General features: G+C 52.0%; 15 protein-coding genes. 12 read left to right on the top strand and 3 right to left on the bottom strand.

Going from position 1 to position 25,744, the window contains the following annotated elements; translation table 11 throughout:
• The first annotated feature begins 117 nt into the window (after positions 1 to 117).
• The 4 genes from Q5076_RS08335 (at position 118) to Q5076_RS08320 (ending at position 7,318) form a co-directional block, all read left to right on the top strand.
• Complete coding sequence (locus Q5076_RS08335; RefSeq protein WP_303012364.1) at positions 118 to 1,398, top strand: O-acetylhomoserine aminocarboxypropyltransferase/cysteine synthase family protein; 1,281 nt, start codon at positions 118 to 120, stop codon at positions 1,396 to 1,398.
• A 138-nt stretch (positions 1,399 to 1,536) separates the two neighbouring features.
• Positions 1,537 to 3,987, top strand: a complete 2,451-nt coding sequence (locus Q5076_RS08330) for a glycoside hydrolase family 2 TIM barrel-domain containing protein (protein WP_303012361.1) — start codon at positions 1,537 to 1,539, stop codon at positions 3,985 to 3,987.
• Between the two features lie 201 nt (positions 3,988 to 4,188).
• On the top strand, positions 4,189 to 4,764 hold the full coding sequence (locus Q5076_RS08325) for an AraC family transcriptional regulator (RefSeq protein WP_303012359.1): 576 nt from the start codon (positions 4,189 to 4,191) through the stop codon (positions 4,762 to 4,764).
• Positions 4,765 to 4,849: 85 nt separating this feature from the next.
• Entirely contained in the window at positions 4,850 to 7,318 is a 2,469-nt protein-coding gene (locus Q5076_RS08320; RefSeq protein ID WP_303012357.1) for a heavy metal translocating P-type ATPase, read from the top strand.
• A gap of 91 nt (positions 7,319 to 7,409) precedes the next feature.
• Here Q5076_RS08320 and Q5076_RS08315 read toward each other — a convergent pair whose 3' ends face one another.
• Genes Q5076_RS08315 through Q5076_RS08305 form a run of 3 tightly spaced genes read right to left on the bottom strand, consistent with a single transcriptional unit; the run spans position 7,410 to position 13,155 of the window.
• Positions 7,410 to 8,774, bottom strand: a complete 1,365-nt coding sequence (locus Q5076_RS08315; protein ID WP_303012355.1) for a TolC family protein — start codon at positions 8,772 to 8,774, stop codon at positions 7,410 to 7,412.
• Between the two features lie 22 nt (positions 8,775 to 8,796).
• A complete protein-coding gene (locus Q5076_RS08310) occupies positions 8,797 to 11,994 on the bottom strand; it encodes an efflux RND transporter permease subunit (RefSeq protein ID WP_303012353.1) in 3,198 nt (1,065 codons plus the stop codon).
• Between the two features lie 3 nt (positions 11,995 to 11,997).
• The gene (locus tag Q5076_RS08305) at positions 11,998 to 13,155 is read right to left on the bottom strand and encodes an efflux RND transporter periplasmic adaptor subunit (RefSeq protein WP_303012352.1); all 1,158 of its coding nucleotides are present in this window, start codon (positions 13,153 to 13,155) and stop codon (positions 11,998 to 12,000) included.
• Positions 13,156 to 13,310: 155 nt separating this feature from the next.
• Here Q5076_RS08305 and Q5076_RS08300 point away from each other — a divergent pair, with 155 nt between their 5' ends.
• The 8 genes from Q5076_RS08300 to Q5076_RS08265 all read left to right on the top strand — a co-directional run bounded on the left by Q5076_RS08300 (position 13,311) and on the right by Q5076_RS08265 (position 25,505).
• Positions 13,311 to 14,159, top strand: a complete 849-nt coding sequence (locus Q5076_RS08300) for a helix-turn-helix domain-containing protein (protein ID WP_303012351.1) — start codon at positions 13,311 to 13,313, stop codon at positions 14,157 to 14,159.
• A gap of 334 nt (positions 14,160 to 14,493) precedes the next feature.
• The gene (locus Q5076_RS08295; RefSeq protein WP_303012350.1) at positions 14,494 to 15,816 is read left to right on the top strand and encodes a TolC family protein; all 1,323 of its coding nucleotides are present in this window, start codon (positions 14,494 to 14,496) and stop codon (positions 15,814 to 15,816) included.
• Positions 15,817 to 15,829: 13 nt separating this feature from the next.
• Entirely contained in the window at positions 15,830 to 16,864 is a 1,035-nt protein-coding gene (locus Q5076_RS08290; RefSeq protein ID WP_303012349.1) for an HlyD family secretion protein, read from the top strand.
• Positions 16,865 to 16,912: 48 nt separating this feature from the next.
• The gene (locus Q5076_RS08285; protein WP_303012348.1) at positions 16,913 to 18,562 is read left to right on the top strand and encodes a hypothetical protein; all 1,650 of its coding nucleotides are present in this window, start codon (positions 16,913 to 16,915) and stop codon (positions 18,560 to 18,562) included.
• Positions 18,563 to 18,683: 121 nt separating this feature from the next.
• Positions 18,684 to 21,941, top strand: coding sequence for a SusC/RagA family TonB-linked outer membrane protein (locus tag Q5076_RS08280; RefSeq protein WP_303012346.1), 3,258 nt, complete (start codon positions 18,684 to 18,686; stop codon positions 21,939 to 21,941).
• Between the two features lie 13 nt (positions 21,942 to 21,954).
• The gene (locus Q5076_RS08275; RefSeq protein ID WP_303012344.1) at positions 21,955 to 23,433 is read left to right on the top strand and encodes a SusD/RagB family nutrient-binding outer membrane lipoprotein; all 1,479 of its coding nucleotides are present in this window, start codon (positions 21,955 to 21,957) and stop codon (positions 23,431 to 23,433) included.
• A 59-nt stretch (positions 23,434 to 23,492) separates the two neighbouring features.
• Positions 23,493 to 24,065 (top strand): hypothetical protein, encoded by a 573-nt coding sequence (locus Q5076_RS08270; RefSeq protein WP_303012342.1) that lies wholly within the window; start codon positions 23,493 to 23,495, stop codon positions 24,063 to 24,065.
• A 3-nt stretch (positions 24,066 to 24,068) separates the two neighbouring features.
• On the top strand, positions 24,069 to 25,505 hold the full coding sequence (locus Q5076_RS08265) for a calcineurin-like phosphoesterase family protein (RefSeq protein WP_303012340.1): 1,437 nt from the start codon (positions 24,069 to 24,071) through the stop codon (positions 25,503 to 25,505).
• The last annotated feature ends 239 nt before the right edge of the window (positions 25,506 to 25,744 follow it).

Below are 25,744 nucleotides of genomic sequence, written 5' to 3'. Positions count from 1 at the left end.
ATCTCCTTTTCAAGAGTATCATTTCACTCATAAACAGGACAAAAATACAATTATTTTCCCTACTTTTGCTTCGTTAAAACTTTTTTTGGCAATAAAACATTAAAACCTGATATCATTATGGCAAAACAATTCAAGCCCGAAACCCTGTGCGTACAAGCAGGGTGGACGCCTAAAAAGGGCGAACCGCGTGTGTTGCCCATCTACCAGAGCACGACTTTCAAATACGACACCAGTGAACAAATGGCACGCCTTTTCGATTTGGAAGAGAGCGGTTATTTCTATACCCGCCTGCAGAACCCGACGAACGATGCCGTGGCTGCCAAAATAGCCGCCCTTGAAGGCGGTGTAGCCGCCATGCTGACTTCCAGCGGCCAGGCTGCCAACTTCTACGCCATCTTCAATATCTGCCAGGCAGGCGACCATTTCGTATGTTCTTCCGCCATTTACGGCGGGACGTTCAACCTGTTCGGCGTAACCATGAAGAAACTGGGCATCGACGTTACTTTTGTCAATCCGGATGCCGGTGAAGAGGAGATTTCCGCCGCTTTCAGGCCCAATACGAAAGCGTTGTTCGGAGAAACGATTTCCAACCCTTCCCTCGAAGTGCTGGACATCGAAAAGTTCGCGCGTATCGCACACAGCCACGGAGTTCCCCTGATTGTCGACAATACTTTCCCGACCCCGATAAACTGCCGCCCGTTTGAATGGGGAGCCGACATCGTGGTCCACTCCACCACCAAATACATGGACGGGCACGCCACAAGCGTAGGCGGATGCATCGTAGACAGCGGCAACTTCGACTGGGACGCCCATGCGGACAAATTCCCCGGACTCTGCACGCCGGACGAGTCTTATCACGGGCTGACTTATACGAAAGCATTCGGCAAAGGCGCTTATATCACCAAGGCGACCGCACAGCTAATGCGTGACCTGGGCAGTATCCAAAGCCCGCAAAACGCTTTCCTGCTGAACATCGGACTTGAGACGCTGCACCTGCGCATGCCGCAACACTGCCGCAACGCACAGAAAGTGGCCGAATACCTCTCCAAGAACGAAAAAGTAGCCTGGGTGAACTATTGCGGGCTGCCGGACAACAAATATTACGCCCTGGCACAGAAATACATGCCGAACGGCTCTTGCGGGGTTATCTCTTTCGGATTGAAAGGCGGGCGCGACGTATCCATCAAGTTCATGGATTCGCTGGAATTCATCGCAATCGTCACCCATGTAGCCGACGCCCGCAGTTGCGTGCTTCATCCGGCGAGCCACACTCACCGCCAACTGACGGACGAACAACTGATAGAAGCCGGCGTGCGCCCGGATTTGATACGTCTGTCGGTGGGTATCGAGAATGCGGATGATATCATCGCGGACATCGAACAAGCCCTGAACGCATAAAGGCAGCCGGATACAGAAGCGCGCTTCCGTATCCGGACACGATTTGATACATTTGTGACAGCATCTTGTTACATTTCTGTTCCGCGGATTCCCCGTTTTCCCCTATCTTTGCCCACAGTAAACAAAGAATGTAAAACGATGAACAGACATTTCGAATCATCTGTCAGGAAACTGGCAGTTTCAACACTACTTCTGGGTTTCATTGCCGGCGGTTCCGCGTCGGAACGTAAAACCTGCATGAACGGGAACTGGAAATTTCACCGGGGTTGCATCGCCAACGCCGAACAGGCATCTTTCGACGATACCCGGTGGAGAACGCTCGACCTGCCTCACGACTGGAGCATGGAACCCGTACCCGTACAAAGGGAAGGCATAACAACCGGCCCTTTCTCACGCATGAGCATAGGCGGTCCGGACACCGGACAAACCGTAGGAGGGGAAGGATGGTACAGAAAAGAATTCGTTGTCGGCCCGGAAGACGCCGGCAAAATCATCTCCCTCTACTTTGAAGGAGCCTACAACCAGGCGGAAGTGTGGATAAACGGGCGAAAGGCATGTTTCAACCCTTACGGTTACATTCCTTTCAAGATTGACGTCAACCCCTATTGCAACGCTCCCGGCATCCCGAACACAATAGCCGTAAAGGTCATCAACGAAGGTTTGAACAGCCGTTGGTATGCAGGTTCCGGAATTTACCGGCATGTATGGATGGTAAAAACGGATAAAGTGTATCTGGACGAATGGGATACTTTCGTAGACGCTTCCGAAGTAAAAGGCAAAAAGGCAACGGTCCGCCTCCATACCATCTTGCATAACTCCGGCGGGGAAAAAGCCGCCGGCGACTTGCATATCCGGATTCTCTCGCCACAGGGAAAAGAGGTCTGTTCCGCCACTCGCCCAATCAGTGCGGCAGGGAAGTCCGATATTCCCCTCTCTTTCACTTTCGATATCGGGAAGCCCGAATTATGGTCGGTAGACACTCCCAGCCTGTACACTGCATGCCTGTCCGTAAAATCGGGCGGACTGTCCGATGAAATAACGGTTCCTTTCGGCATACGGACCATCGAATTCAGCGCGGAAAAAGGATTTCTGCTAAACGGCAAACCTCTGAAACTGAAAGGCGGCTGCCTGCACCATGACAACGGTCTGCTGGGAGCGGTAGCCATCGACAGGGCGGAAGAACGCAAGGTGGAATTAATGAAAGCGAACGGTTTCAATGCCGTCAGATGTTCACACAACCTGCCTTCGGAGTATTTCCTACAAGCTTGCGACAGACTGGGACTGCTTGTGATTGACGAAGTATTCGACCAGTGGCAACAGGCGAAACGCCCGCAAGACTATCACCGGTTCTTCGACGAATGGAGTGAACATGACCTGTCCGTCATGATTCGCAGGGACAGGAACCATCCTTCCATTATCATGTGGAGTATCGGCAATGAAATAGCCGAACGCGCCGACGAACCGGCAGGCGAAGCGATTGCCAAAAGACTGGTTGCAACCATCCGCAAATATGACACAAGCCGCGCCATTACCGCCGCAGTCAACTCTTTCTGGGACAGAAGGCATTTCAGTTGGGAGAAAGATTCGGAAAGGGCTTTCCGCAACCTGGACGTATCCGGCTACAACTACCAATGGAAAGAATATGAGAAAGACCACGAGCGGTTCCCGCAACGAATCATGTACGGCAGCGAGTCCGTCCCCAAAGAGGCGGCACAAAACTGGAACCTGATTGACAAAAACCCCTACTTGATTGGTGACTTCGTATGGACCGCCCTCGACTATCTGGGTGAAGCCGGCCTGGCGCATACGCTCGAACTCGCTCCGGGAGAACAAAGCCCCCAGTTTATGGGATGGCCCTGGTATAATGCCTGGTGCGGGGACATCGACCTCTGCGGGGATAAGAAACCGCAGTCCTACTACCGTGATATCCTCTGGAAAAGGCGGGAGATTTCACTGGCGGTACAACCTCCCGTGGCCGAAGGAAAAAGGGAAGATGTCAATTTCTGGGGATGGAGAAACGAACTGTTAAGCTGGAACTGGAAAGGAATGGAAGGGCGGCCGATGACGGTGCGCGTTTACAGTCGTTCTCCCAAAGTAAGGCTATACCTGAACAACCGCCTGATAGGTGAAAAAGAGACTGCTCCCGATACCTACACCGCCACTTTCACAGTCCCTTACGAACCCGGACAACTGAAAGCCGTTAACATGAAAAGCAAGAAAGAGGCGGCCTCAACGGAACTCAACACGGCAGGAAGCCCCGCAAGCATCCGCCTGACCGCCGACCGCTTGGAAATAAAAGCGGACAAGAATGACCTCGCATACGTAAAAATCGAGATTCTGGACAAAGACGGAAACCCGGTTCCCGACTGCGACATTCCCGTACACATAAAATGCAGCGGCAAAGGGTCTATCATCGCCTCCGGAAACGGAAGTGCCGACGACATGGAAAGCTTCCGTTCTCTGAATCCCCGCGTATTCCGGGGAAAAGCGATAGTCATCCTGCAACCTGAAACGGAAAGCGGAATCATCCGCCTCACCGTATCGGCACAAGGATTGCCGGACGCCTCCGTCTCCATAACCGCTCATTGACATGAGCCTGCACGCTACCTGAATGTCCTCCTGCCGCCTCACTCTCTTCATACTTTCATTGAAAAATAGACGGCAGAAGCAATAAATAATTCTTATTTTTGCATACGGAAACGCATGATTGGCAGTTTTTTCTTTTGAAAAGGCAAAAACATGCGGTTCCGGACATGCCGGGACAACCTGATGAATGAAACAAATAACAATATGGCAGAGCAGAATCACATCATCTTTATCAAGAACATGGTTTGTAACCGTTGCATCCTGGTGGTTACGGAGATTCTCAAGAACCTGCACCTGACTCCTCTCAACGTGGAACTGGGAAAAGCTGTCGTACGGGAAGACCTGCAGCCCGAAAACCGGAAAGCGATTCAAGAAGTCCTTCCGCAATACGGATTCGAACTCATAGACGACAAGCGGATGCGCATCATCGAGCAAATCCGGACAGCGGTTATCGAACTGGTACATTACGAGGACAATGCTTCCAAACTGAAACTGTCTGAATACTTAAAAGAAAAATGCCATTATGACTACAGCTTCCTGAGCAAGCTTTTTTCCGAAGCCAACGGAATCAGCATAGAAAAATATTATATCGCCCAGAAAGTGGAACGAATCAAAGAACTGCTAATCTACGGAGAGCTCTCCATCAGCGAAATAGCCGATTTGCTCCAATATTCGAGCGTGGCGCACCTAAGCACGCAGTTCCGCAACGTGACCGGCATGACTCCGAGCCGGTTCAAACAATTAAAGGAACATAAAAGGGAACCGCTGGACAAGATATAAATCATATCCATAATTTTGTAACCGCCGGCGGCTTCATGCGCCTTACCTTTGCAAAAACAAAGAAAGATAAAGAAAGACCAAGCGTATGAAGACCCGAAAAAGATTCCGGATAACCGGAATGAGCTGTGCAGCCTGTGCAGCCCGGATAGATAAAGTGTTAAACGCCCAGCCCGGCGTATATGAAGCGAACGTGAACTATGCGACAGCCAGCGCGCAAATCGTTTATGACTCCGACGGATGTACGGAACAGGCTTTGAGGACAGCCGTACGGAATGCAGGTTATGACTTGATAACCCATACGGGCAAAAATGCGGACGAAGAGGCCGAACAGGCACACGCCCGGAACTACCGTTCGCTGAAAGCCCGCACTTTCGGGGCCATCGCATTGGCAATCCCCATCCTGATAATCAGCATGCTGTTCGCCGATTTTCCTTTTATGAAATATATCCTGTGGATTCTGGCGACAGTCGTCCTCTCCGTTTTCGGGCGCAGTTTCTACATCCATGCGTGGAAACAGATGAAACACGGCTCTTCGAATATGGATACACTGGTAGCCGTCAGCACGGGAATCGCTTACCTGTTCAGCACCTTCAACCTGCTCTTCCCCGACGTCTGGCTATCGAGGGGCATAACCCCGCACCTGTATTTTGAGGCGGCAAGCATGATTATCGCCTTCATCCTGTCGGGCAGGCTGTTGGAAGAACGGGCGAAACAGAACACATCGACAGCCATCAAGAAACTGATGGGGCTGCAACCCAAAACCGTCACCGTCGTCACCGATGCCGGCGAACGGACGATTCCGGCGGAAGAAGCCGTAGCGGGCGACATCATAGCGGTGAAACCGGGCGAACGGATAGCCGTAGACGGCACGGTGGAAAACGGCGAATCTTACGTAGACGAAAGCATGCTGAGCGGCGAGCCGGTACCGGTACGCAAGGAAGCGGGCGAAAAAGTATATGCAGGCACTATCAACCAGAAAGGAGCGTTCCGTTTCAAAGCGGAAAAGACCGGTTCGGACACGATGCTGGCGCAAATCATCCGCATGGTACAGGACGCACAGGGAAGCAAGGCTCCCGTTCAAAAACTGGTAGACAGGATTGCCGGCGTATTCGTACCCGTCATCATCGGCATATCCGTCCTTACATTTGCCCTCTGGATGATATTCGCCCCCGCAAACGGTTTCACCCACGGACTCCTGGCAATGGTTACCGTACTTATCATCGCCTGCCCCTGCGCACTGGGCCTGGCTACCCCGACGGCACTGATAGTGGGAATCGGTAAAGGAGCGGAACAGGGCATCCTGATAAAAGACGCCGCCAGCCTGGAAATCGCCCGGAAAATAGACGCGGTGGTGCTTGACAAGACGGGAACCGTCACCGAAGGGCATCCCATTGTCACGAATACTTTGTGGGACGGGGAGACGGAAGAGGCCCGAAGGATATTATACAGCCTGGAACGCCTGTCGGAACATCCGCTTGCGGAAGCCGTCGCCAATGAGCTGGGCAACGGGGAAACCGTTCCGGTCGTCGGCTTTGAGAACATTCCGGGAAAAGGGGTGAAAGGCACGGTGGGCAATGAGACCTATTATGCGGGAAACCTCCGCCTGTTGGCGGACAACCAAGTCCATATCGGCGCAAACCTGCGGCAACAGGCGGAAAAATGGCAAAAGGAATCCCGGACGGTAATCTGGTTCGGCAATTCCGAAAAGGCAATAGCGGCAATCGCCATCACAGACCGGATAAAACCGAGCTCTGCGGAAGCCGTCCGCCTGTTACGGGAAATGGGCATCACGGTGTATATGCTGACGGGAGACAATGAGGATACCGCCCGAGAAATAGCGAAGCAAGCCCACATCAGCCATTACCAATCGGGCGTATTGCCGCAAGACAAAGCCCTGTTCGTAAAACGGTTGCAGCAGGAAGGGAAAAAGGTGGGCATGGTAGGCGACGGAATCAACGACAGTGCGGCGCTCGCACAGGCGGATTTAAGCATCGCTATGGGAAAAGGGAGCGACATAGCTATGGATACGGCGATGGTGACGATTCTGTCTTCCGACCTGATGAAAATTTCGGAAACCATCCGCCTGTCCCGGCTTACGGTAAGGACCATCCGGCAAAACCTGTTCTGGGCGTTTATCTATAACCTAATCAGCGTCCCTATTGCAGCCGGCATCCTGTATCCGTTCAACGGTTTTCTGCTCAACCCGATGATAGGAGGAGCCGCTATGGCGTTCAGCAGCGTAAGCGTCGTCGGCAACAGCCTGCGTTTAAAACATAAGAAAATACGCCCGGCGGAAGAAAAGGCCGAAACATCTTGTGAAATCAAACCAACCGATAAAGAAAATATGAAAAAGAGTTTTAAAGTAGACGGAATGATGTGCAACCATTGCCGCACACATGTGGAGAATGCCTTGAACAGCATAGAAGGAGTAAAAGCCAGTGTCACCCTGAATCCGCCGGTAGCCACCGTGGAATTTGAGGGGAACGAACTTTCGCTGGACGAATTGCAGCAAGCGGTGACCCAAAAGGCGGGGGATTACACGCTGCACGAATAAGCCAATCCGAAGAAAAGAAGAGGTCGGAAACGGCTCCGGATGCATATTCCGGGAGCCGGGTTCCGACCTCCTCTTTTTTCCCGAACAGGCGTTACATCCTGCCGCCTCCCAAGGCCTGATACAAAGTTATCATCCCTTGGATTTCGGTAAAGCGGTTAGCCACTTGGGAAAGCCGCGCATTCAACAAGGTCTGTTGCGCCGTCAGCACTTCCAGATAAGTAGTGCTGCCGTGTTTCATCAAAAGCCCGGTGCTCCTTGCCGCCGTCTGCAACGAAGCGACCTGCTTGTCGTAGAAAGCGGCTTTCTCACGGGCAGTCTGGTATTGGACCAACGCTTCATTGACCTCCACGCCGGCATTCAACAAGGTTTGTTCAAAGTTGAGGCGCGCTTCTTCCTGCTGCGCTTTCGCAATCTTCAACTGGGCTATGTTCGCTCCTTTATTGAACAAAGGCTGCGTCAGGGAAGCCACGGCGGAAGCCAGGAATTTTCCCGGATTGACAATCATGCTCCCCGCACTGTTGGTCCACCCCGCACTTCCGCTTAACGTAATGGAAGGGTAGAAAGCCGCCCTGGCTGCATTGGTCGTATAAAAAGCCTGTGCCAGCGAATACTCCGCACTCCGCACATCCGGACGGTTGGAAAGCATCTGCAAAGGAACGCCCACGGAAAAATCTTCCGGCAACCGCTGTCCGTCCAGCTTCCCGCGCCGTATCCGGTGAGGAGTCTCCGCCAGCAGCAACGCCAGCGAATTTTCCGCCTGGTTCACCTGCTCTTTCAAGTCAAGCACCGTCGTACAGATATTATAATAAGTGGCTTCGGTCTGTGCCAGTCCTGCTTCATTCAGCATCCCCGCTTTTTTCATGGCGCGGGAAGTCTTCACGCTTTCCTTCCACGCCGCTTCGGTAGCCACAGCAATCTCGTACTGCGAATCAAGCATCAGCAAAGTATAATAAGCATTTGCCACGGACGCCACTAGCTGCGTCTTTACCGCCTGCTCGTATTCTTTGCTCTGTTCATAAGCCGCCTTAGCCTTGCGTTTCGCCGTGGTGACCTTCCCGAAAATATCCAGTTCCCACGAAGCCGTCACCGGCAACGAATAAGTCTGTGTCGCCTTGCCGCGGTCAAAACTGCTTGCAGTCCCTTCCGGCGCAAGAAACAAGGAAGGCAGATAAGAGAGTTTCGACGTCATCAAAGCCACTTCCGACTCTTCCACCCGCAGACGTGCCGTCTGCAAATCCGTGTTCCGCACCAGTGCCGAATCAATCAACGCCTGCAAATACGAATCGGTAAAAACCTCCCGCCACGAGAGATTGCCGAAATTCGCCGTATCGGCAACGGCTGCCGGCGCACTGCCGTAAAGTCCGCCGGGCACTTCCGACACCGGCTTGTATTTATTGTAGATGCCGCAACTGCTCAATGCAAAGACCGTTGCGGACAAGAGTAGTATTTTCTTCATTACAGAATGTTTTAATTCACCATTATTCTTTTCCCGCTCTGGACTTCTCCTCACCGCTCACCTTGATTTCCTCTTCAATCTGCCAGTCTTCCGTGGGTATGCTCTGTGCCGGACGCAAACGTTCCTGCAACCATTGGAAAGCGATAAACAAGGCAGGCACGATGAAAAGCAACGCCAGTGTTCCGATAGTCATGCCGCCTACTACGCCCGTACCCAACGAACGGTTGCCGTTTGCCCCCACTCCGCTGGACATCATCAGCGGGAACAGGCCGAAAATCATCGTCAACGCCGTCATCAGAATCGGGCGCAAACGGGCTTTCGCCGCACTGACCGCAGCGGCAGCCAGCCCCATGCCTGCCTTACGGCGTTCCGCGGCATACTCGGTCAGCAAAATGGCTGTCTTTGCCAGAAGTCCTATCAGCATAATCAATCCTGTCTGCAGATAGATGTTGTTTTCCAACCCGAACATACGGGCAAAGAGGAAACTTCCCATCAATCCGCAAGGCACGCTCAAAAGCACGGCGAACGGGATAATGAAACTCTCGTAAAGCGCGCTCAGGATAAGGTAAATCATCAGGCAGCAGATACCGAAAATAACGACTGTCGTGCCGCTCTGCTGGTTCTCCTCACGGGTGATGCCCCCGTAATCATAGCCATAACCTTTCGGAAGCGCCTGCTCCGCCGTTTCTTCCACCGCCCTGATAGCGTCTCCGGTACTGTATCCGTCTGCCGGCATCGCATTCACTGCGATAGAATTGTACATATTGAAACGGCTCAGCGATTCCGCACCGTAGCTGCGGGTCAGCGTCACGAACTGGCTCAACGGGGCCATCTCCCCGTCCGACATGCGCACAAATGCGTTATTCAGCGAAGTCTCGTCCAGGCGCGACATCGGGTCTGCCTGAATCATGACCCTGTACACTTTGGAAAAACGGTTGAAGTTAGACACATACTGTCCTCCGTAATAGCCGGAAAGCGTACTCAACACCGCATCCGGCGTAATGCCGGCGCGCTTGCATTTCGCCGCGTCCACTTCTACCGTCCACTGCGGATAACGGACATCAAACGTAGAGTATGCCATCGAAATCTCCGGACGGCTGTTCAAGGCTCCCAGGTATTGTTGCGTGGTCGTGAAGAAATCGTTCACGTCACCCCCCATCTTGTCCTGCATGTGAAGCTCCAGCGCATTTCCCATGCCGTATCCGGGAATCATGCCCGGAGAAATCGCAAATACGCTCGCATCCTTTATATCAGCCGTGCGCCCGTACACCTGCCCGATTACCGCCTGCACATTGTCCTCGTCGCCCGGACGTTCATCCCACGGCTTGAGTTTCAGAATCAGCATGCCGAACGAGCTTCCTTCTCCCGCTAGCAATCCGTAGCCGGTAACTCTCTGCACATGAGCCAACTGCGGGATATCCATCAGGCGCTTTTCAATCCGCTCCATCACCGCGTCGGTCGTTGCCAGCGAACTGCCCGCCGCCGTGCTTACATTGACAAACACGACTCCCTGGTCTTCGTCGGGAACCAGGCTTGTCTTGGTCGTATTCATCAGAAAGACAAGCAGCACCACGGAACATGCCAGCAACGACCAGACCAGCCACTTGCGTTTGATAAAGAACAAGACTCCGTTCTTGTATTTTTCGATGACCGCTTCGAAAGCCGAATTAAACGCTTTCCGGAAACGCGCCGCGAAATTATTCTTCTGTGTCCCGTCTTCGTTGATATAAGGTTTCAGCAGCAAGGCACACAACGCCGGGCTCAACGTCAAGGCGTTAATCGCCGAAATGCCCACGGCCACCGCCATCGTCAAGCCGAACTGGGTATAAAACGTACCGGAAGTTCCGCCCATGAAAGACACCGGCACAAACACCGCCATAAACACCAGTGAAGAGGTGATGACGGCATTGCTGATACCTTTCATCGCATCCATGCTCGCCATATAGGACGACCGGTAACCCACATCGAACCTCGCCTGCACCGCCTCGACGACAATAATGGCGTCGTCTACCACCGTACCGATGACAAGCACGAGCGCAAACAGCGTCAGCAGGTTGATGCTGAATCCCGCCAACGCCATGAACGCGAACGTACCAACCAGCGAAACGACAATTCCTACCAGAGGAATCAGCGTGGAACGGAAATCCTGCAGGAAGACATACACCACAAGAATCACCAGGATAATAGCCTCAATCAGTGTCTTCACCACTTCATGGATGGAAGCGAACAGGAAGTCGTTGGAACTCATCATCTGCGTCAGCTCCACGCCTTTGGGAAGGTTCTTGCCCGCCTCGTCCAGAAACTTGTCGATGTTCCGGTTGACCTCGGTCGCATTGGAACCCGCCGTCTGGAACACCATGCAGGAAACTCCCGGATGCCCGTCCATAGCGCCGTGATAGGCATAACTGTCTTGCCCCAACCGGATTTCCGCGACGTCTTTCAGCTTCAACACTTCGCCGTCGTCCGTAGAACGGATGACAATCTCCCCGAATTCCTCCGGAGTAATCAGGCGGCCTTTATACTTCATCGTGTATTGGTAGGTCTCGTCAGAGTTCTCGCCGAACGAGCCGGTTGCCGATTCGATGTTCTGCTCCGCCAGCACGGCGGTGATATCGGACGGAATCAGTTTGTACTGCGCCATCACGTCCGGTTTCATCCATACGCGCATGCTGTATTCGCCTCCCATAATCATCAGGTCGCCCACGCCGGAAATACGGAGGATTTCGGGTTTCAGGTTGATGCTGATGTAATTGGAAAGGAAATTCTCGTCATAGCTGTCGTCCGGACTGTACAGGGAGAACATCTGCAAGATGCTCGTCTGCCGTTTGGAAGTAGTCACGCCCACCTGGGTCACTTCCGCCGGGAGCTGCCCCGTAGCCCGCGACACGCGGTTCTGGACGTTGACTGCCGCCATGTCCGGGTCTGTGCCCTGTTTAAAATAAACGGTGATGCTCACCGAACCGGAGTTCGTAGCCGTAGAGGTCATGTAGGTCATATCCTCCACCCCGTTGATAGCCTCTTCCAAAGGTGCAATCACACTTTTCTGCAATGTCTCCGCACTGGCGCCGTAATAGGTGGTGCTCACCATGATGGTAGGCGGGGCGATATCGGGATACTGCTCAACGGGCAGGCTGAACAGCCCGATGATGCCCACAACGACAATCGTAATCGAAATGACTGCCGATAAAACCGGGCGTTCGATAAAAGTCCTTAAATTCATGAATCAGTCCTCCTTCGTTTTATTTTCAGCGGCAGTTACAGATGCGGCGGCCGTCTTTGCCTTGACAGGCGTACCTTCGCGGAGCAATCCCACGCCTTCCTCCACAATCACGTCGCCCGGTGCCAGCCCTTTATCCACGATAAACTCACGTCCGCCGTCGACACGTGTCACCTGCACTTCGCTAGACTGTGCCTTGCCGTCTACCACTTTATATACATACCTCTTGTCCTGAATCTCAAACGTGGCTCCCTGCGGCACGACCAACGCGCCTGTTTTCCGTACCGGAATCACTACATTTCCCGCACCGCCGCTATGCAGCAGCCCGTCTTTATTGGGGAACACGGCACGCAGGCTGACAGTCCCCGTCGAACGGTCGATTACCCCGCTCACGGATTCGATTTTTCCTTTCTCCGGATAGACCGACCTGTCATTCAGCAACAGGTCGATGGCCGGCATGTTCTTCAACGCCTCTTCTTTAGAGCCATACTGACGAATCAATCCCAGCAGTTGGTTTTCCGTCATCGAAAAGTAGACATACATATCCGAGTTGTCGGAAACCGTAGTCAGCGGTTCCGACAAGCCGGAACCGACCAAAGCCCCCACCCGGTAGGGCAATGTACCTATCACCCCGTCTGCCGGACTTTTCACGACCGTATAAGAAAGGTTGTTGCGGGCATTCACTTCCTGCGCTTTCGCCTGCGCCAGTTGTGCCTCGGCAGACAAAAGGGCATTCTTTGCCGTATTCAGGTCAAAAGAGGAAACCACATTCTCTTTATACAATTCCTCTTTGCTGTCATAAGTCAGTTGTGCCGTAGCAAGGGAAGCCTCGGCAGCTTTCACATTCGCCGTCGCCGTCTGCAATGCGGCTTCATACGGGACCTGGTCGATAACGAACAATGTCTGTCCGTTCCTGACACGCTGTCCTTCCGTGACGCACACTTCCGTCAGTGTTCCTCCCACCTGCGGATAAATATCAATGTCCTGACGTCCGCGAATCGTTGCCGAATACGTACTCGAAATCACCCGGTCGACCGGAGAAACGGCCATCACCTCATATTCCGCTTCCACCGTTCCTGCCGGAGCCTGTTTACATCCGGCAGCAGCAACCAGACAGCAGAGCAATAACCATCCCTGCTTCACTTTACATACCTTTTTACTCATTGTGTTACCTATTAAATTTTTTAATCGCGGCAAAGGTAAGCTGTTTCCCCGACAGAAAACTAGTCATAGTGTTTTCAGTTTTGTTCATTTTCGGAATATAAAAACCCATATTTAGCAAAAAAGTCCTATTTTTGCATACAAAATACGAATTGACTATGGAAAAGAGAAGTTCAAACCTTGCCATACTCCGCGAACCTTTCGTGGCGGGAATGGATGAGAATTTGTCTCCGATTATGCATCACCTGTGGAAACTGGAAGGAGGCGCCATCTACTTCTGCCGGAGCGGGTGGGCGCACGTCACCATCGACCTGAAAGACTACGAAATCGTAAAAAACACACAGATAGTGCTCCTGCCGGGGACAATCATCCGGATAAACGGCAGCAGCAACGATTTCACCGCTTCGTTTTTCGGGTTTCCCAAAGAAATGTTCCGCGAAGCCTGCCTGCGGTTCGAACCCATCTTCTTCCGGTTCATCAAAGAAAAGCCGTGTTATGTTCTCCCAGAAGAGAACACCGGAGCGATTAAAGGACTGATACATGCGACAACCGCCATCTATAACGACCGTGAAAACCGCTTCCGGAACCAGATTGCCAAAAATCATCTCCAGTCTTTCATGTTGGACATCTACGACAAATGTTACCGGCATTTCGACAGACAGGAAATAGAAGGCGGAAGCCGGCAGGACGAAATTTTCAAGAACTTCGTCGCGCTAGTGCACGAAAACTGCATCTCGCAGCGGGAGGTGAGTTTCTACGCCGGCAAACTCTGCATCTCCACCAAATACCTGACGGGCATTTGCCGGAGCGTGACCGGCGACTCCGCCAAAAAGATTATCGATGACTTCGCCATCCTGGAAATAAAGGTACTGCTCCAATCGACCGACCTGACAATGCAGGACATAGCCGACCGACTCGGTTTCCCCGACCAATCGTATCTGGGAAGGTACTTCAAACGCCACGAAGGAATGTCGCTGAAAGAATATCAGAACAAGCATCTCATATGACCCGCACATGGGACACACGGAGAAAACACGACGCCCTGATTGTTAAAAAACATTATAATTATATACTTGCAAGGTTACAACTTACCTGATATTTTCTATAATTTTGCAACGTAAAAACAGAAAACAGGTATCAAGATGAAACTGAGATATTATCAAATCGCCATTCGTTACAAGAACAAAATGCATGATTTCCACGGCTGGGGCGTATCCGCACAGATTTGATTATTCTTACCTTTAAACTACTCGCCACGACGCGAAACGCCTTTTCTTCAAGAAACGGCGTGATATAGGAGCGTATATTTACCAATATCAATTTAATTTCTTTTTTTATTTTATGAGCAATGAAAAATGGTTCATGGTACCGCTGTGTGTAGCCGTACTGTGCAGCCAGGCAATGTTTGCCCAAGTACCCGGCAGAAAGGTTCTGGGCATTAGCGAAATGTTCCGTCTGGCAGACGAGAACAGCCGGAGTATCCAAACGTACAAAACCGGAAAAGAGGCGGCCGACGAAGCCTTGAAAGCCGCCAAGTCACAACGCTTGCCGGACATAGAGGCTTCGCTCTCATTCAGCTACCTGGGTGACGGCCATCTATGGGACCGCCACTTCAAGAACGGGCAGAACATCCCCATGCCCCATTTCGGCAATAATTTCGCTTTGGAAGCGCAACAGGTCATCTATGCGGGCGGCGCCGTCAACAGCGGTATCGCACTGGCGGAGCTCGGCCGGCAAATGGCAGTGTTGGACTGGCAGAAGAACCGGCAGGAAATACGTTTCCTGCTGACAGGCTATTACCTGGACCTGTATAAGCTGAACAACCAGTTGCAGGTGTTGCGGAAGAACCTCGACCTGACCGAACAGGTGATACGCAACATGGAAGCCCGCCGCACGCAGGGAACGGCACTAAAGAACGACATCACCCGTTACGAACTGCAGAAAGAGACATTGAAACTGCAACTGGCACAAGTGGAGGATGCCCGCAAAATCATGAACCGCCAACTCGTAACTACCCTGCACCTGCCCGCAGGCACGGAAATCATTCCGGATTCCGCCTTGCTGGACGAAGAGGTGAAAGCGCTGGCGGAAAACGACTGGCAACTGCTGGCCTCCCAAAGCAATGTAGGCCTGCAACAAGCCCGGCTGGCTATCAAAATGAGCGAACAGCAGGTCCGGCTGGAACGTTCGGAACGCCTTCCCAAAATCGCCCTGGTCGCCGGCGAGCACCTCGACGGGCCCATCACTATCGAAGTGCCCGTGCTGGACAACAATTTCAACTATTGGTATGTAGGCGTAGGCATCAAATACAACCTTTCCTCTTTATTCAAAAACAACAGGAAAGTGCGCCGGGCAAAACTGGATATGCGGAAAGCACAAGAAGAATATTCGCTAGCCAGGGAACAGGTGGAAAACGGCGTCCAAGCCAACTACGTCAATTTCCTGACTTCTTTTACCGAGCTCCGTACACAGGAAAAAAGCGTGGAGCTAGCCAACCAGAACTACAGCGTAACCAGCAACCGTTACAAAAACGACCTGGCGCTGCTTACGGACATGCTCGACGCCAGCAACATGAAGCTAAGCGCGGACCTCGGACTTGTCAACGCGCGCATCAACGTGATTTACAGTTATTATAAAATGAAATATATTACACATACCCTTTAAAATACATCCAGCCATGATAGCAAGAAAAACCCGGAAGATTATATACAACATCCTGATTCTCTGTTTTCTCACCGGCGGCATCGCCTATGTCTGTTCCCGGTTCGTCCATCTGGGAAATATCGAATATACGGACAACGCGCAAGTCAGGCAACACATCACTCCGATAAACACCCGCGTACAGGGATTCATCAAGAAAATCTGCTTCGAAGAATACCAGCCGGTACGTAAAGGCGATACGCTCGTCATCATCGAAGACACGGAATTCCGCCTCCGGGTGGCCCAGGCGGAAGCGGACCTCGCCAACGCCGCTGCCGGCCGGCAAGCCACGACCATCGGTATCGCCGCCACCCAAAACAACCTGAGCGTTAGCGACGCAAGCATCGAAGAAGTACGGGTTCAAATGGAGAATGCCGGACGCGAACTGGACCGTTTCGAGAAACTGCTTCGGGAAGACGCCGTAACCAAACAGCAGTATGACAATGTACATACGGCATACGAAGCCGCCAAAGCCCGCTACGAGCAGGTATCGCGCGCCAAACGGTCTACCTCGCTGATAAAGAGCGAACAAACCCACCGCCTGGGACAGAACGAAGCGGGGGTCCGCCTGGCGGAGGCCGCCCTGGAACTCGCCCGCCTGAACCTTTCCTACACCGTTATCACCGCTCCATGCGACGGCACTACGGGAAAGAAAGAGATTCTGGAAGGCCAGTTAGTGCAGCCGGGACAGACAATGGTCGATATCGTAGACAACAGCGACCTGTGGGTTATAGCCAATTACCGCGAGACCCAGCTTCCCCGCATCAAGGAAGGCGCCGAAGTGGAAATAACGGCGGACGCAGTGCCGGACATTCTCTTCAAAGGCGTCGTAGAATCCATCTCCGACGCAACGGGAGCGGCTTTCTCCCTGATTCCCCAAGACAACGCCACCGGCAATTTCGTAAAGGTGGAACAGCGGATTCCGGTACGCATCAGCCTGAAAGGCAACAGGCCGGAAGACCTGAAACGCCTGCGCGCCGGCTTCAATGTGGAATGTGAGGTGAAATATTAACACTCTGTGCTTAACCGCTTTCATTTTTAATCTTTAATTCTTGATTTTATGAGTGCTCCTCTTCAGAACAGCCCGTTTGTGATGCCGATGTTCCGCAGCTTCGTGCCGCGGAAGATGCAACCGTGGATTTATCTTTTCATTGCCGTCGCCTTCCAGCTTTCGGGCGGAGTCTACTTGGGAGCGTTGAACCGGATGGTAGGCGGAATGGCAGTGATGCGCGAAGACATCCTGATGTGCCTGTATGCCAACCTGGCAGGCATGGCAATCTATTTTCCCCTGCTGTTCCGCATGAAATTCCGTTTCACCAACAAAACCTTGCTCACGTCGGCCGCATCGGGAGTGCTGCTCTGCAACCTGATAGCTCCCCATGTCACTTTCCTCCCTCTGTTATGGCTGATATGTTTCATCGAAGGTATCTGCAAAATCCAGGGAACTTTCGAGTGCATGTCCAATATCCAGTTATGGATGACTCCCAAACGGGATTTTACGGTTTTCTTCCCGTGGCTCCATATCGTAATCCTGGGAAGCATGCAGCTATCCGACCTAATCACGACTTATCTGATGTATTATTACCACTGGACTTGCATGAATCTGTTCATCGCCGGGCTGATGTTAATCGTACTGCTGATACAAACGACTTGTGTCGTACATTTCCGGTTCATGCGCAAATTCCCGCTATTCGGCATCGACTGGCTGGGAGGAGCGCTCTGGGCGGCTTTATTGGCGGAAACGGCTTTCCTGTTCAATTACGGGGACTGGTATGACTGGTGGCACAGCCCCGTCATCCGCCAACTGACGGTTGCCATCTTCATCACCCTCGGATTCTGCATCTGGCGCATGCTGACTATCCGGCATCCTTTCCTCGAACCCAAGATGTGGACTTACCGCCATTACTGGCCCCTGCTGGGACTGGTGATGCTGGTCGAAGCATTTCTGGCTACCGAGCACGTGCTGGAAGAGGTCTTTTACGAAGAGGTGATGAAATATGAAGAACTGGTCAGCGTGCAACTGGACTGGTTCGCACTCATCGGCATTACCGGCGGCTGCCTGTTCGCTTACTGGTGGATGCACGTCAAGCGGTTCAATTACATACGCCTCGTCATCGTAGGATTCATCGGGCTCACCGGCTACCTGGCGGGCTTTTACCTGACGCTCTCCGCCGACATACATATCTCGCACCTTTACCTGCCCACGATATGCCGCGGTTTCGCTTATGCGGTATTAAGCGCCACCTTTATGGTATGCCTGGAAGAAATCATGGACTTCCGGCATTTCTTTCAGGGGTTAAGCGTGTTCAACATGTTGCACATGGTAGTGGGCGGCGTAGCGGGCGGAGCGGTCTACGCGCAAGGACTGTCGTACTACCTCCCCGACAACCTGGCGCGTTACGGTTCGGCAATCGACCATGTGTCTTTCAGCAGCCACCCGTTCGACCTCGGCGATTACATGGAAGGATTCATCAACCGGATGATGGAGGTCAGCATCAAGCAGATTTACGGCTGGGCGGCCTACGCCTGCATTTTCCTCTTCCTGCTGTTGCTCCTCTATGATTTCCCGGTGCGACGTTCTTTAAAAAGCATGCCAAGCTGGAGGGAAGTGGCGAAGGAGGTGAAAAATACTTTCTGGCGCACGACACATCCGTTGCCGGGGAAAAAAGAGCCGGAATACCCCCCTACGGACAAGCACATAAATTGTTAATAAAGCTGTAATATTATCTTAATCTGTCTTACCTTCCTTTGTACCGTCAAATAAAAAAGAGACACACGGAACAAAGATTTGTTCAAAAGCGATTTTAAACAAAAACAAGGTAAAAAAGATTATGAAAAAAAACAAATGGCTGTTTTCCCTGATTATCGGATGGATGTCTTGCGGCATTGCATACGGGCAGACCATCGTAAAAGGGAATATTGCAAGCGAAGACGGAGAACCGCTCATCGGCGCCACCGTTACTGTAAAAAACTCGACAGACGGGACAGTAACCGACATTGACGGCAACTACTCTTTGAAAACGAAAAAAACACTGACTAAGAAAGACTTGTTGGTTTTCAGTTACGTAGGGTACAAGACACTGCAGAAAAACTACTCCGGCAACACCATGAATGTGAAACTGGCAGAAGAATCGCAACAGTTGAACGATGTGGTAGTGACCGCTTTAGGTATCAAACGGGAAGAAAAAGGGTTGGGATACGCCACGGAGACCGTAAAAGGAGATATGATTACGAGCGCCATGCCTTCCAACTGGTCAACAGCGCTAAGCGGCAAAGTAGCCGGATTGAGCGTCATCTCTTCGGGCGGCCCGTTAAACTCAAGCCGCATCTCCCTTCGGGGCGACGTTTCGCTGAACCAAAACGGAAACAACGCGCTGGTAGTAGTGGACGGCGTACCGATGAGCAGCCCGATGACTAATCCGGGAGTTGCCTACGGAGCCGGTTCCAACAGCGAACTGTCCGTCGATTACGGTAACGGATTTTCCGATATCAATCCGGACGACATCGAAAGCATACAAGTGCTGAAAGGGGCCAGCGCCACCGCCTTGTACGGCACACGTGCCGCCAACGGCGTCATTATGGTAACCACCAAATCGGGGGCAACGGCACAAAAAGGCCTCGGCGTGTCTTATAGCGGAAATTTCAGCATAGATGACGTAATGAGATGGCCGGACTACCAATATGAATTCGGACAAGGATTGCCGAGCAACATCGGTCCCGCCGGCTCCATCTATGCAGGCGAGCCGTATTACTCGTACGGAAAGCCCGAAGACGGAAGTTATGCAAGCACCAGCGGAACGAGCAGCGCATACGGAGCCCGGTTCGATGCAAACAAAAAGTTCTACCAATATGATCCGGTGACCCAAGGACGGGCTTCCGTAGCCACTCCCTGGGTCCCTTACAAAAACAACCGGAAGGACTTGTTCCAAATCGGCTACACCCTCACCAATTCAGTCGCACTGACCGGCAAATCCGACCGGGGGAACATACGTGCCTCCATCACCCATACGAAGAACGAATGGATTCTCCCCAACACGGGATTCCAGCGCATCACCGCCATGATTTCCGCCCAACAGCAGATTTCACGGGCCTTGCGCATCAGCTTCAAATCGAGCTATACCTACCGCAAGCTCAACAACACGCCGGCACTGGGCTACAACAGCAACTCTATCTCTTACTTCCTTATCTTCCAGAATCCGAACGTCAATCTGGACTGGTTGCGCCCGATGTGGCGTACGGGACAGGAGAATGTAAAACAGCTACAGCCTTACAGCTCTTTCATCGGCAACCCGTTCGTCATCCTGTACGAATCCGAGAATCCGTCGGAGAAACACAGCAATGTGTCTTCCGTCTCCGCCAATCTGCGTATCAGCAGCAAGTTCGACTTCATGATACGTTCCGGCATCCAATTGTCTGCCGACCAACGCGAACAGCACCGCCCCGTCAGCGACGTGGTGTTCGGCAACGGATTCTTCAAGAAGCAGAACGTGTTCGACTACGAGCTGAACAGCGACGCCCTGCTTACCTATCACGACTCATTTGCCAACGGGCTGCACGTGAATGCGTCAGTCGGCGGCAACATGATGCAGCAAAGCTACGATATGCTGGCGGCCTCGGTAACCGGACTGATTACGCCGGGAGTGTACAAACTGTCTAACGGCGTTTCCAATCCGAGCGTGCAGACGGTCATCAAAAAGAAAGCATTGAACAGCCTGTATTTCACCGCCAACTTCTCTTACAAAGACAAACTGTTTCTCGACGTGACCGGACGCAACGACTGGTCTTCCACCTTGCCGAAAAACAACCGTTCTTTCTTCTATCCGTCTGTCAGCGTAAGTGCGGTAATGAACGAGTTGTTTGCGATGCCGGAAGCAATCAGCCTGCTGAAGGTTAGGGGCTCGTTCGCACAAGTAGGTAATGATACAGACCCTTACAAGACATCACCTTATTACGGAACAAGTGATTTCCCCGGCTCGGCGGTAGTCGCCTCTACCCTGTACAACCAAGACTTCAAACCGGAAATATCGACCAACTATGAAACGGGTTTCGACTTCCGCATGTTCCACAACCGCATCGGACTGGATTTCACCTTTTACTACAACCGTACCAAAAACCAGATTCTGGACGCTCCGATGGACCCCACGACAGGTTACAGCAAAGCGACCATCAATTCCGGATGTGTCCGTAACCGCGGTTACGAGATTCAACTGAACGCTACGCCGGTAGCCAGCAGGAGTTTCCGCTGGAACGCCACTTTCACATGGTCTAAAAACGAAAACAAAATCCTTTCACTGGCGGAAGGAGCTGACGAGAACCAGCTAATCAGCAGCATCGGCAACGTATCCATTATCGGACGTGTGGGAGGAACTACGGGCGACCTTTGGGGATATAAACTGGTACGCGACCCGGAAGGCAACGTGGTGATTAACGACAACGGGCTCCCCGAACGCTCAGGAGAAATAGAGTATGTAGGCACGGCCTATCCGAAATGGAAAGCCGGACTCTACAATGAGTTCTCCTACAAGAATTTCACGCTCAGCATCTTGCTCGACGGACAAGTCGGAGGCAAAATGTACTCCCATTCACACCACAAAATGACGGAACAAGGAAAGCTGGTGCATACCCTGAACGGCCGTCTGCCGGGAACCGAATATTACATGTCTAAAGACGACCCCCGCATTGCCGAAGCCGGCCTTTCACCGCAGGACGGCATGTATATGATAGCTCCGGGAGTGGTGAGAAACGCCGACGGCACTTATTCGAAAAACACCAAAGTCGTAACCGTAGAGAGCTACTACAAGGAATACTACCGGATGGCAAACGTAGAGACAAACACGTTCGACACTTCATTCCTCAAACTGCGCGAGATGAGACTGGAATACAAGCTGCCGGGCAGCACGCTGAAAAAAACGCCGTTCAGCCAGGCATCGGTAGCTCTCTACGCACGCAACCTGTTCTGTCTCACGGACTTTCCTCTGTTCGACCCCGAATCGGCAGCCCTCAACGGAAGTTCGATGGTAACGGGAGTAGAGACGGGTTCACTGCCGACGGCACGCACATTCGGACTCAATATTAATTTATCTTTCTAACTTATACCGACTTATGAAAACCAGAATATTTTTCAAACGTATCATACTGGGGGCAACCTTATTGGGGAGCCTCTGCACAACGTCATGCACCGGTTTCGACGAACTCAATACGGACCCCACACGCATGGATGAAGTAAACCCCGGCACTTTGCTGAACCCTCTCCTTTACGAGATGTCTGTCTACAACTGGAAACGCTACAACAGTTATACATACGACCTGATGCAATGCGCCGTATCCACCAGCAGCACCAACGGCGTAGGATGGTGGTACATGACAGACAGTGAGGGAGACGGCACATGGACCACCTATTATAAATGGATTAACAACGCCAAAGAGATGATGCGTCTCACCGGAAAACTGCCGGAAACTTCCCGTCAGCCTAACTACGACGCCATATCACTGACCTTGCAGAGCTGGATGTACCAAATCCTCGCCGATGCCTTCGGAGACATTCCGATGACCGAAGCCTGCTCTGCCGACCAAGGAATCCTCGCACCGAAATTCGACAGCCAGGAACAGGTCTACCGGCAAATCATCGACAACCTGAAAACAGCGAACGGACTGTTCGACACTTCCGACGGGCTAATCTATAACCAGTCGGGCGAATTGCTGTACAACACGAGCAACGGAGATGCCTCCGGTATCCTGAAATGGAAGAAATTCTGCAACTCGCTCCGCCTGCGCGTATTGCTCCGCGTACTCGACGTACCGGAATTCAATGCTAAGGAAGAACTTCGCACCATGCTGGCAGACCCCGCCACCTATCCGGTATTCGAATCGAATGATGATGCCGCCCTTCTTTCCATCAGCGGAACTTATCCGCAGGAAGCTCCGCTCACCCGTCCGCAAGATTTTACCTCTTACGTCAACATATCCGAGTTTTTCGTCAACCTGCTGAAAGACTGGGAAGACCCGCGCTTGCAAGTCTATGCAACGGAGGTCACGCTTCCCGACGGACGGAAAGACTATGTAGGCCTGCCCAGCGGCTACCTGACATTGCCTTCAATCACCGCCTCAGGACTCAACCAGGAAATGGCAAAAGCTCCCATGAAACTCGCCATCATGCCTTATGCCGAAGTGGAATTCATCAAGGCGGAACTATTGAACAAGGGTATCGTCGAAGGAGGAAGCGCTGCCGCCAATACAGCCTACCGGAAAGGAGTACAGGCAGCCGTCGAACAGTGGGGCCAGGAATTGCCGGAAGGGTATTTCGACAATCCCAAAGCAGCCTATGACGGAACGATGGAACGAATCATGGACCAGAAATTCGTCGCTTTGTTCTTCTGCGATTACCAGCAGTGGTTCGAATACAACCGCACCGGTTATCCGGAACTGCCCATAGGAGAAGGTATCCTGAACGCCAACAACAAAATGCCGAAACGATTCAAATATCCCGCTTCCCTGCAACGCACCAATCTGAAAAACTACCAGGCAGCCAAGGCGAACATGGGAGGAGATGACTTCGACATCAGACTGATGTGGCAAAAATAGACGGATACCATCCCTGCAATAACGAAAAATCAATCAAACCTTTTAAAAATTCAACGTATATGAAGAAAATTATCTGTATGGCTGTCATGTTATGCATAACGATGGCGGCAACGGCACAGAAAGGAGAGCTTGCCATGAGCACGAATGCGGAAAACGTCTCCGGAAAAGGAAATGTCTCGGAAAAGGGTTCCGGAAAAGAAACCGCCCCTGCAGGCGGCAAAGCGGAAACAACGTTTGTATTCGATGTATATGGGGAGATTCCGACAGTCAGGCCGGTGTTTGAAACAGAGCACTACCTGGGCAAGGACATCACCGGAAAGTGGAACACTTTCATCCAGAACTACACGCACGAATACGATATAACCATCGGACTTACGAACTCTTCCGTCGAAATCCTGAAACCTTCCATTTACAAGGCGGTCAACAAGGTGAACAAGTATTACAAGAAAGCGCTGAAAAAGAAAAAAGTAAGCCGGGAAGCCGCTACGCTCAGCATGGCGCACATCCTGGATTGCGCCAACGTGATGTGTTTCGACGACAACAGCCAGTCTTTTGAGGAAGCTGTCAAGTCGGCGGACGAACCGGAAGAAATCATCTCATTATTCAATCAGGTCATTTTAAGAAAATTATAAGCAATGAAAAGGAGCATTTACAAAAACATGCTGTTAGCAGCAGTCTTGCTTTTCCAGTTAAACACCGTCGCCGCCTTCGGTCAGACGGTTGTGAAAGGCAGTGTAAAAGATACTGCCGGCAAACCCGTCAGTGGCGTGGTCGTGACGGATGGAACACACTTCAAGACAACCGACGCACAAGGAAACTATGTCCTGAACACCGACCCTTCACGTCATCCTATGGTTTACATCTCTACTCCGGCAGACTATGAGCTTCCCTCCAAAGAGGGCGTAGCCGACGGCTTCTATCGTTACCTGGATGTCCAGAAGAGTGAAAACCGGTGTGACTTCGTACTGGCTAAACGGCAGAAACCGGCGGATGAATTTGTTTACATCGCCATTTCCGACCCGCAAGTGAGGAATGAGAAACAACTGGACCGCTTCCGCACGGAGACCGTGCCCGACCTGAAACAGACCGCCGACTCGCTGAAAGACTTCGAAATCGTGGGGATGGGGCTGGGCGACCTCGTATGGGATGCCATGAATCTGTATGAGCCTTACCGGCAAGCGGTATCCGATTTGGGAATGACCATGTTCCAAGTAATGGGAAACCATGACTTCAACCTGCTCTACAAATCCATGACGCAGACGGACAATCCGACGGACGGATACGGGGAACAGAATTATTACCGGTCATTCGGCCCGACGAACTATTCATTCAACATCGGCAGGGTTCATGTGATAGCGATGAAGGATATCGACTATGACGGCAACAAGAAATACACGGAACGGTTCACACCGGAAGACCTGGACTGGCTGAGGAAAGATTTGAGTTATGTGCCCGAAGGGAGCACCGTATTCCTGAATGTACACGCTCCGGTGGCAAACAACACGGTGTCCGCCGGCGGAAACACGCGCAACGCCAATACCCTCTTCCAAATCCTGAGACCTTATCGGGTCCATATCTTCTCCGGACATACCCATTTCTACGAAAACCAGCAACCCGCACCGAACATTTACGAACACAACATAGGAGCTGCCTGCGGCGCCTGGTGGGCAGGACACGTAAACCGTTGCGGAGCGCCGAACGGCTACCTGGTAGTCCGGGTAAAAGGGGATGACGTGAAATGGCGTTACAAAGCGACGGGCTGCTCTCCCGACTATCAGTTCCGTCTTTACCGCCCGGGAGAGTTCGAAAGCCAGAAAGACTGCGTAGTAGCCAATATCTGGGATTGGGACTGGACATATACGGTCAACTGGTACGAGGACGGCGTACTGAAAGGAGCCATGCAGGCCTTTGAGGATGAAGACCAGGATTATATAACAATGGTAAAGGGAAAGAAAACCGGTTATCATACCCGCCATCTGTTCCGTGCGCGGCCGTCCAAAACTGCCAAATCCGTCAAAGTGGTAGTAAAAAACCGTTTCGGGGAGACGTTTGCAAAAGAGATGAGGTTGTAGTTCTTTGGTGAAAGATAAAAATATTCATATAAAAAAGAAAAAGAGGCTTGTCAGCTTCTTTTCAACGATTTCATCCCTGCCGGGATTTGTTCCGGCAGGGATGATTTTCCGATTTCGGGATTTATCAGCCCCTTTTTTATTAACCGGACTTGTACGACCCGCCCGTCGGGTGTGACCTTCCCTATTCCCAATTTACTATCATAATTTCAGTGGTCCCGTTATAAGATTAATAGAAATTA

This window comes from uncultured Bacteroides sp., from assembly GCF_958445495.1.
Classification (GTDB): Bacteria; Bacteroidota; Bacteroidia; order Bacteroidales; family Bacteroidaceae; genus Bacteroides.
This window is presented reverse-complemented; position numbering and strand designations above follow the sequence as displayed.

What these genes read in the sequence shown, in the direction of transcription:
- Q5076_RS08330 (WP_303012361.1), top strand. Translation starts at nt 1,537, where the DNA reads ATGAACAGACATTTCGAATCATCTGTCAGGAAACTGGCAGTTTCAACA.
- Q5076_RS08325 (WP_303012359.1), top strand. Translation starts at nt 4,189, where the DNA reads ATGGCAGAGCAGAATCACATCATCTTTATCAAGAACATGGTTTGTAAC.
- Q5076_RS08270 (WP_303012342.1), top strand. Translation starts at nt 23,493, where the DNA reads ATGAAGAAAATTATCTGTATGGCTGTCATGTTATGCATAACGATGGCG.
- Q5076_RS08305 (WP_303012352.1), bottom strand. Translation starts at nt 13,155, where the DNA reads ATGAGTAAAAAGGTATGTAAAGTGAAGCAGGGATGGTTATTGCTCTGC.
- Q5076_RS08280 (WP_303012346.1), top strand. Translation starts at nt 18,684, where the DNA reads ATGAAAAAAAACAAATGGCTGTTTTCCCTGATTATCGGATGGATGTCT.
- Q5076_RS08295 (WP_303012350.1), top strand. Translation starts at nt 14,494, where the DNA reads ATGAGCAATGAAAAATGGTTCATGGTACCGCTGTGTGTAGCCGTACTG.
- Q5076_RS08315 (WP_303012355.1), bottom strand. Translation starts at nt 8,774, where the DNA reads ATGAAGAAAATACTACTCTTGTCCGCAACGGTCTTTGCATTGAGCAGT.
- Q5076_RS08265 (WP_303012340.1), top strand. Translation starts at nt 24,069, where the DNA reads ATGAAAAGGAGCATTTACAAAAACATGCTGTTAGCAGCAGTCTTGCTT.
- Q5076_RS08285 (WP_303012348.1), top strand. Translation starts at nt 16,913, where the DNA reads ATGAGTGCTCCTCTTCAGAACAGCCCGTTTGTGATGCCGATGTTCCGC.
- Q5076_RS08310 (WP_303012353.1), bottom strand. Translation starts at nt 11,994, where the DNA reads ATGAATTTAAGGACTTTTATCGAACGCCCGGTTTTATCGGCAGTCATT.
- Q5076_RS08275 (WP_303012344.1), top strand. Translation starts at nt 21,955, where the DNA reads ATGAAAACCAGAATATTTTTCAAACGTATCATACTGGGGGCAACCTTA.
- Q5076_RS08300 (WP_303012351.1), top strand. Translation starts at nt 13,311, where the DNA reads ATGGAAAAGAGAAGTTCAAACCTTGCCATACTCCGCGAACCTTTCGTG.
- Q5076_RS08335 (WP_303012364.1), top strand. Translation starts at nt 118, where the DNA reads ATGGCAAAACAATTCAAGCCCGAAACCCTGTGCGTACAAGCAGGGTGG.
- Q5076_RS08290 (WP_303012349.1), top strand. Translation starts at nt 15,830, where the DNA reads ATGATAGCAAGAAAAACCCGGAAGATTATATACAACATCCTGATTCTC.
- Q5076_RS08320 (WP_303012357.1), top strand. Translation starts at nt 4,850, where the DNA reads ATGAAGACCCGAAAAAGATTCCGGATAACCGGAATGAGCTGTGCAGCC.